Source organism: Pseudomonas oryzagri, assembly GCF_020831405.1.
Lineage (GTDB): Bacteria > Pseudomonadota > Gammaproteobacteria > Pseudomonadales > Pseudomonadaceae > Geopseudomonas > Geopseudomonas oryzagri.
Genome location: NZ_JAJHPU010000018.1, coordinates 190,786 through 197,372, shown reverse-complemented (window position 1 = coordinate 197,372; position 6,587 = coordinate 190,786). Strand labels below are relative to the sequence as shown.

Sequence of the window (6,587 nt, the reverse complement as noted above, 5' to 3'; positions counted from 1 at the left end):
AGCTTATCGCTTCGTCTCAACCGAGGCCGCGCATTCTACAGCAGCCTTTCAACCTGTCAAGCGTGTTTCGAAAATTTTCTTTTCGATTCAACCGCTTGTGCTTCAGCGAACAACCTACACCACCGAAGCGAGGGAGGTGAATCTTACAGCAACCCAGATCGCTGTCAACCCCCTCCGCAGCGCGCCTCCAACCGAAGCCGGAAGCGCCGACAAGGCCGCAGCCCTGCTGCTCCCGCCGCCTAACCTGAAGATAACTCCTTGATATTCAAGGGTTTTTCAGCTCGTCACCGGGAGTGGTGCGCATTATAGAGACTCAAATCGGCACGTCAACACTTTTATTCGGCCCGCAAGGTCACCCGAGCAAAAGCCTTCTTTCCAGCCTGACATACATGAGTGTTGCCCAGCGCGAAAACGAAGTCGCGATCCACCACCGCACCGTCGACTTTCACACCACCCGCATTAAGCATGTCGCGCGCCGTGGCCGCGTTCTTGACGAGACCTGCCTTGTTCAGTACAGCTGCAATCGACAGCGGCTCGACCGAGACCAGTTCCACTTCCGGCAGATCCTCCGGCAGCTCGCCCTCCTTGAGACGATTGCCTGCCGAACGATGCGCCGAGGCGGCCGCCTCCTCACCATGGAAGCGGCTGACGATTTCCTCGGCGAGCTTGATCTTGATATCGCGCGGGTTGGCGCCGCGCTCCACGTCGCGACGGAACTCGTCGATCTCTGCCATCGGCCGGAAGCTCAGCAGCTCGAAGTAGCGCCACATCAGAGCGTCGGGAATCGACACCAGCTTGCTGTACATGACCCCCGGCGCTTCCTGAATGCCGATGTAGTTGCCCAGCGACTTGGACATCTTCTTAACGCCGTCCACCCCCTCGAGCAACGGCATGGTCAGGATGACCTGCGACTCCTGGCCATAGGCGCGCTGGAGCTCGCGCCCCATCAACAGGTTGAATTTCTGGTCGGTTCCACCCAGCTCGACGTCTGCGCGCAGCGCCACGGAGTCATAGCCCTGCACCAGCGGATAGAGGAACTCGTGGATGGCGATCGATTGGTTGCCAGTGTAGCGCTTGTGGAAGTCATCGCGCTCGAGCATGCGCGCCACGGTGTACTGCGAGGCCAGGCGGATGAAGTCGGCCGGCGACAGTTGGTCCATCCAGCTCGAGTTGAAGGCCACCTCGGTCTTGGCCGGGTCGAGAATCTTGAATACCTGGGCCTTGTAGGTCTCGGCGTTCTCAAGCACCTGTTCGCGAGTCAGCGGCGGGCGAGTGGCATTCTTGCCACTGGGATCACCGATCATCCCGGTGAAGTCGCCGATCAGGAAGATGACCTGATGCCCCAACTCCTGAAACTGGCGCAGCTTGTTGATCAGGACGGTATGCCCCAGATGCAGATCGGGGGCGGTCGGATCGAAGCCGGCCTTGATACGCAGCGGTTGACCGCGCTGCAGCTTGGCCACCAGTTCCGCTTCAACCAGAATCTCTTCCGCGCCACGCTTGATCAGCGCCAGCTGTTCTTCGACCGATTTCATGATGGAGCCGCCCATATCCACAGGAAAAAATGGGCAGCAACGATACAAGATCGCGCGAAATTTACAAAGACTGTGCAGTCAACCACGGCCGTGCATCGCGAAACTGACAGCCGCGGTTGCCTCAAGGGCCGTTCAGTTATAGCTTAGGGGGTTATTGCACCCGAAAGAATCCCACCCACCATGACGGATACGTCCAGGAACACACCCCCATACCCGCGCAGCCACTTGCTGGCCGCGAGCGGCATTGCGGCGCTGCTGAGCCTGACCTTGCTGGTGTTTCCCAGCAGCCAGGTAGAAGCCAAGAAAGCCCTGCTCTCATTCGATATCCAGAGCCCCGCCACTCTTGTGAGTGAAGACGCAGCCCCCACGGAAGTAGTCACCGCCGAGGCGCCCGCAGCCGAGAACACCGACGAACGGTCGACGGAAATTACCACCCCACCTGCTCGCGAGCGGGTGATTACCGTGACCAGCGGCGATACCCTGTCCAGCGTCTTTGCCAAGGCCGAGCTGCCGGGCGACACCCTGCACAATCTGTTGGCCGAGAATCGCAATGCCCGCCAACTAACCCAGATCAAGCCCGGTCAAGTTTTCATCATTACTCGTGACGACAAAGGCGAACTCGAATCCCTGAGCTCGCGGATGGATACACTGCAAAACGTGCAGATTACCCGCACCGCCAAGGGCTTCAGCGTCAAATACGAGCAGATCAAACCGGCCATTCGCCAAGCCTACGCCCGCGGCACCATCGACAGCTCGCTGTTCCTGGCCACCAAGCGCGCCGGCCTGCCGCACGCCCTGGCGCTCGAACTGGCGAACATTTTCGGCTACGACATCGACTTCGCTCTCGACATCCGCGACGGCGACGAATTCGAAGTGCTCTACGAAGAGCAGGTGGTCGACGGCAAGACCGTCGGCGCCGGCAACATTCTGGCGGCGCGCTTCAGCAACCAAGGCAAGACCTACAGCGCCGTGCGCTTCACCAACCGCCAGGGTAGTACCAGCTACTATCGCGCCGATGGCAGCAGCATGCGCAAGGCCTTCATCCGCACCCCGGTGGATTTCGCCCGGATCAGTTCGCGCTTCTCCTCCGGCCGTCTGCACCCGGTGCTGAACAAGATTCGCGCCCACAAGGGTGTCGACTACGCCGCACCGCGCGGCACGCCGGTCAAGGCCACCGGTGACGGCAAGGTCATCCTCGCCGGTCGCAAGGGAGGTTATGGCAACACCATCGTCATCCAGCATGGCCAGCGCTACCGGACCCTCTACGGCCACCTGAACGGCTTCGCCAAGGGTGTCCGCAACGGCAGCCAGGTCAAGCAAGGTCAGCTGATCGGCTACGTCGGCACCACCGGCTTGTCCACCGGACCGCACCTGCACTACGAGTTCCAAATCAATGGCAAGCACGTCGACCCGCTCAGCCAGAAGCTGCCGATGGCCGACCCGATGGCAGGCGCCGAGCGCAAACGCTTCCTCCAGCAGAGTCAGCCGATGCTGGCGCGCATGGATCAGGAGCGCGCCTCAATGCTGGCCCTGAACAAGCGCTGAGCCATGTCGCTTTATCTGGGGGTGATGTCCGGCACCAGCCTCGATGGCCTGGATGTCGCGCTGGTTGAGCAGGAGGGGACACAGATGCCCCGCCTGCTCGCCTCCCACTACACGCCCATGCCGGTAGAGCTGGGGGCACAGCTGCTCGCGCTGTGCCACAGCGGGCCGGACGAAATCGCCCGCAGCGCCCTGGCCGAGCACGCCTGGGCCGAACTGGCCGCCCAGGCGATCGACCAGTTGCTCCAACAAGCCGGGCTGTCCGCGGAGCGGATCCGCGCCATCGGCAGCCACGGCCAGACCGTGCGACACGAACCGCACCGCGGCTTCACCGTGCAGATCGGCAATCCGGCGCTGCTCGCCGAACTCACCGGCATCTGCGTCGTCGCCGACTTCCGGCGCCGCGACGTGGCAGCCGGCGGCCAGGGAGCGCCGCTGGTGCCGGCTTTTCACCAGGCCCTGTTCGGCAGCGAGCGGCCGCGCGCCATTCTCAATGTCGGCGGCTTCAGCAACCTGACCCTGCTGGCTCCCGAACAACCCGTGCGCGGCTTCGACTGCGGCCCGGGCAACGTACTGCTGGATGCATGGATCCAGCAGCAGCGCGGCGAACGCTTCGACCAGGACGGCGCCTGGGCCAACAGCGGCCAGCCGGTCGAGCCGTTGCTGCAGCAGATGCTGGCGGACGCGTTCTTCCGGATCGCCGGCCCGAAGAGCACCGGTCGCGAGCGCTTCAACCTCGCCTGGCTGCAGGAGCAACTACGCCAACATCCGCCGCTGCCGGCGGCGGACGTTCAGGCAACCCTGCTCGAGCTGACCGCCTGCAGCATCGCCGAGGCTTTGCAACACAACCTGCCAACCGCCGAGGAGCTGCTGGTCTGCGGCGGCGGCGCGCGCAACCGGCGTCTGATGCAGCGCCTGGCCGAACAACTGCCCCACTGCCAGGTGGCCAGCACCGACAGCCGCGGACTGCCCGCCGACTGGATCGAAGCCATGGCCTTCGCCTGGCTGGCCCACTGCTGCCTGGAAGGCATTCCCGCCAACTGCCCCGAGGTTACCGGCGCCCGTGGCCGACGCATCCTCGGCGCCATCTACCCGGCCTGAGTGCAGAAACGACAACGCCGCGCAAAGCGCGGCGTCGTTCGACAGCAACGGGGGTCAGATCGAGAACGATTGCCCGCAGCCACAGGTGGTGCTGGCGTTGGGGTTCTTGATCACGAAGCGGGAGCCCTCCAGACCCTCCTGATAGTCGACCTCGGCGCCGACCAGGTACTGGAAACTCATCGGGTCGACCACCAGGCGCACCCCATCGCGCTCGACCACGGTGTCCTCCTCGTCCTGCTCCTCGTCGAAGGTGAAGCCATACTGGAAGCCCGAGCAACCGCCACCGGTAACGAACACCCGCAACTTGAGGCGCGGATTGCCCTCCTCCTCGATCAGAGTCTTCACCTTGTTGGCCGCCCCCTCGGTGAACATCAGCGGGGTGGGGGTGAAGGTTTCAATGCTCATGTCCAAACTCCAGGCATATCGCCGTCTTGCAGCACAGAGGCGACGCATTATCGCTCACCGAGCGAAACGGTCAACTATTAGGTTGGGCGCACCGCGAGCTGGCGATACCCGAGGGCACGACCAGCGCCAAAGCGCTTTGCGTAGATTCTGCCGCAAAGCGCGGCACTTTACTGCAGCTCCGCCCAGCGGAAACTGCGCTCCAAGGGCTGCCGCTGTCCTTCCACCGCGGCGCGCACGCGTACTTCCTGCGGTGCGAAGCCTTCCGGCAGCAGCAGTTCGGCGAAGCTCGCCCCCTCGGGAATGGCCTGGAAATGGCGGAAGGCGAAAGCCAGGCCCTCGGCCGGCAGATCAGCCGCCAGCTCCGCCAGGCTCAGCTTGGCCGCCTTGCCGCCGAGGCGCCCCTGCAGCTCGACCTGCAGGCTGCCCTGCAGCGGCTGCGCATCCGAGCCCACGCGGCCGAGCAGGATCTTGAAGCGGAAGCGACGCGGATCCTCGGTCCCCTGCAGCTCGAAGGCACGGATCTGCAAGCCTTCGTGATTGCTCGCCGGCGCCACCACGTCCCGGTAGGTCGCCAGCTCCTGCTGCAGCTGGAAGATCTGCTCCTCGAGCAGCTTGATGGTCTGGCGATTCTGCTCGCCGGCCTGCTGCGCCAGCTTGCTGCGACTTTCCATCACCGCCTGCTGGCGGCGCAGGCGATCCAGTTCGGCGCTACGCAGCTGCAGCTGTTCGGCCTGCACGCGGGCCTGGTCGAGAGTGCCGCCCACGCGATGCTGGCTATGCCAGTAGCCGGCCAGATAGGCCGCCGGCAGCGCCAACAGCAGCGCGACCGGCACCAGGCGCCGGCCGCGCTCGCGGTGCGCCAAGGCACCGGCGCCCTCGCCGCCGGCGTTGTCCATCAGGGCAGCAGGGCCGCGTGCGACAGGCCCATACGCTCATCCAGGCCGAACAGGATGTTCATGTTCTGCACCGCCTGGCCGGAGGCACCCTTGACCAGGTTGTCGATCACCGACAATACCACCACCAGGTCGCCGCCCTGCGGCCGGTGCACGGCGATACGGCAGACGTTGGCGCCGCGCACGCTGCGGGTTTCCGGATGGCTGCCGGCCGGCATCACGTCGACGAACGGTTCGTTGGCATAGCGCTGCTCGAACAGCGCCTGCAGGTCGACGCTGCGGTCGGCCACGCGGGCGTACAGGGTGGCGTGGATGCCGCGGATCATCGGCGTCAGGTGCGGCACGAAGGTCAGACCGACCTCGCCACCGGCAGCACGGCGCAGACCCTGGCGGATCTCCGGCAGGTGGCGGTGGCCCTTAACCGAGTACGCCTTCATGCTCTCGCCGGCTTCACACAGCAGCGAGCCGACGCTGGCGCCACGACCGGCGCCGCTGACCCCGGACTTGCAGTCGGCGATCAGGCTGGCGGTGTCGGCCAGGCCGGCCTCCAGCAGCGGAATCAGACCGAGCTGGGTAGCGGTCGGATAGCAGCCGGGCACGGCAATCAGGCGGGCGCCCTTGATCGCCTCGCGATTGACCTCCGGCAGGCCGTACACCGCCTCCGGCAGCAGGGCCGGCGCGCCGTGCGGCTGGCCGTACCACTGGCTCCACTCCTCGGCGTCCTGCAGGCGGAAGTCGGCGGACAGGTCGATCACCCGGGTGCCAGTGGCCAACAGCTCGCCGGCCAGGGCGTGGGCGACGCCGTGCGGAGTGGCGAAGAACACCACGTCGCAGGCGCCCAGGCGCGCCACGTCCGGCACGCTGAAGCGCAGCTCGTCGTAGTGACCGCGCAGGTTGGGGTACATGTCGGCGACGCGCACGCCCTCCTCCGAACGCGAGGTGATCACCTCCACCTGCGCTTGCGGATGCTGGGCCAGCAGACGCAGCAACTCCACACCGGTATACCCGGTCCCCCCAACAATGCCGACCTTGATCATCTCGTGTCCCCGCGGACCATCTGTGGAAAATATAGTGCTCCATGATAAGGCCGCAGCCCGACCCGGCCAACCGC

6 protein-coding genes and 1 pseudogene are annotated in these 6,587 nt (G+C 64.9%); 3 read left to right on the top strand and 4 right to left on the bottom strand.

All coding sequences use genetic code 11. The features are described from left to right. Positions 1–262, top strand: a pseudogene (locus LMJ29_RS07875) (hypothetical protein); the annotation flags it as partial. 73 nt (positions 263–335) lie between these two features. On the opposite strand, the gene tyrS reads toward LMJ29_RS07875, so the two are convergent. Beyond that, positions 336–1,535, bottom strand: a complete 1,200-nt coding sequence (gene tyrS / locus LMJ29_RS07870) for a tyrosine--tRNA ligase (RefSeq protein ID WP_229604963.1) — start codon at positions 1,533–1,535, stop codon at positions 336–338. 180 nt (positions 1,536–1,715) lie between these two features. Between tyrS and LMJ29_RS07865 the strand changes: the two genes are divergently transcribed. Next, the gene (locus tag LMJ29_RS07865) at positions 1,716–3,080 is read left to right on the top strand and encodes a peptidoglycan DD-metalloendopeptidase family protein (protein WP_229604962.1); all 1,365 of its coding nucleotides are present in this window, start codon (positions 1,716–1,718) and stop codon (positions 3,078–3,080) included. Positions 3,081–3,083: 3 nt separating this feature from the next. Beyond that, on the top strand, positions 3,084–4,178 hold the full coding sequence (locus tag LMJ29_RS07860) for an anhydro-N-acetylmuramic acid kinase (protein ID WP_229604961.1): 1,095 nt from the start codon (positions 3,084–3,086) through the stop codon (positions 4,176–4,178). A 54-nt stretch (positions 4,179–4,232) separates the two neighbouring features. Here LMJ29_RS07860 and erpA read toward each other — a convergent pair whose 3' ends face one another. The 3 genes from erpA to argC all read right to left on the bottom strand — a co-directional run bounded on the left by erpA (position 4,233) and on the right by argC (position 6,513). Next, complete coding sequence (erpA, locus tag LMJ29_RS07855) at positions 4,233–4,583, bottom strand: iron-sulfur cluster insertion protein ErpA (RefSeq protein WP_229604960.1); 351 nt, start codon at positions 4,581–4,583, stop codon at positions 4,233–4,235. Between the two features lie 167 nt (positions 4,584–4,750). Beyond that, positions 4,751–5,479, bottom strand: coding sequence for a DUF6776 family protein (locus tag LMJ29_RS07850; RefSeq protein WP_229604959.1), 729 nt, complete (start codon positions 5,477–5,479; stop codon positions 4,751–4,753). Beyond that, positions 5,479–6,513: an N-acetyl-gamma-glutamyl-phosphate reductase gene (gene argC, locus LMJ29_RS07845; RefSeq protein WP_229604958.1), complete on the bottom strand. Its 1,035-nt coding sequence runs from the start codon at positions 6,511–6,513 to the stop codon at positions 5,479–5,481. Before argC ends, LMJ29_RS07850 begins: the two co-directional genes overlap by 1 nt. Between the last annotated feature and the right edge of the window lie 74 nt (positions 6,514–6,587).

Coding starts and splice junctions, on each gene's coding strand:
- LMJ29_RS07865 (WP_229604962.1), top strand. CDS start 1,716: ATGACGGATACGTCCAGGAACACACCCCCATACCCGCGCAGCCACTTG.
- argC (WP_229604958.1), bottom strand. CDS start 6,513: ATGATCAAGGTCGGCATTGTTGGGGGGACCGGGTATACCGGTGTGGAG.
- tyrS (WP_229604963.1), bottom strand. CDS start 1,535: ATGAAATCGGTCGAAGAACAGCTGGCGCTGATCAAGCGTGGCGCGGAA.
- erpA (WP_229604960.1), bottom strand. CDS start 4,583: ATGAGCATTGAAACCTTCACCCCCACCCCGCTGATGTTCACCGAGGGG.
- LMJ29_RS07860 (WP_229604961.1), top strand. CDS start 3,084: ATGTCGCTTTATCTGGGGGTGATGTCCGGCACCAGCCTCGATGGCCTG.
- LMJ29_RS07850 (WP_229604959.1), bottom strand. CDS start 5,479: ATGGACAACGCCGGCGGCGAGGGCGCCGGTGCCTTGGCGCACCGCGAG.